The sequence below is a fragment of the Streptomyces sp. WAC04114 genome (assembly GCF_019733245.1).
GTDB classification, from domain to species: domain Bacteria; phylum Actinomycetota; class Actinomycetes; order Streptomycetales; family Streptomycetaceae; genus Streptomyces; species Streptomyces massasporeus_A.
The window spans coordinates 1-767 of the sequence record NZ_JAIGQA010000397.1 but is presented as its reverse complement, the minus strand read 5'-3'; the positions used below and the strand labels follow the sequence as shown (position 1 = coordinate 767).

1 protein-coding gene is annotated in these 767 nt (G+C 72.1%); it reads right to left on the bottom strand.

What is annotated here, in order from left to right:
* Positions 1-168 precede the first annotated feature (168 nt).
* The coding region (locus K4G64_RS39415; protein ID WP_260461590.1) for a hypothetical protein at positions 169-767 on the bottom strand (599 nt) is incomplete at its 5' end.

Genomic DNA, 767 nt, shown 5'->3' with positions numbered 1-767 from the left:
GTCGTCCGCATCGACACCCCCGGCGAGGCCGACTACTACCGCAACGGCGGCATCCTGCAGTACGTGCTCCGCAGCCTGATCCGCAGCTGATCAGCGAGCGGGACAACGCGAGGGCCGCGCCCCGGGAATCCCGGGGCGCGGCCCTCGCGCCGTTTCGCCGTCGTGGCCTCAGCTCTCGCCCCGGTCCGACGGGGTGCGCCAGACGGCGCTGATCCGGCAGGTCGTGCCGCGCGGCACCTCACCGACGCCCTGCGCCTTCTTCACAGCACTCCCGCCGGGCTCCAGGCCGACCACGCCCGCCCCGCCTTCCGCGACCTGGGCGCCTTCCTCGTCGAGAAACTCCATCATGATGGTGTAGCTCGCCGTCGTGGACGAGCCGTTCACGACCTTCACCTTCGCCGACTGCCAGCCGATCTGCGGATCGCGCGTGCACGAGATGATCGTGACGTCCTCCTTCGCGTCGGGTTCGGCCGCGCTGGGCTCCTCGGCGTCCGGCTCCTCCTCGTACGGCTCCGCGTAGGGCGCCTCCGACCGCGGCGGCAGCGCGATGGAATCCTGGACGGAGGACATCGCCGTGTGGACGAGCGCCACCACCGCCCCCGCCACGATGAGCCCACCGCCCACGGCGAGCGTCACGATCAGCCCCGTACGCTGCTTCTGCGGCGGTCCCGGGGGCGCGGCCCACGGCGAAGGCTGCGCCGGTACCGGGTACTCCGACTGCGGCTGTTCGGGCGGCGGAGGCGGAAAGTTGTCGGACATGAGGTCCC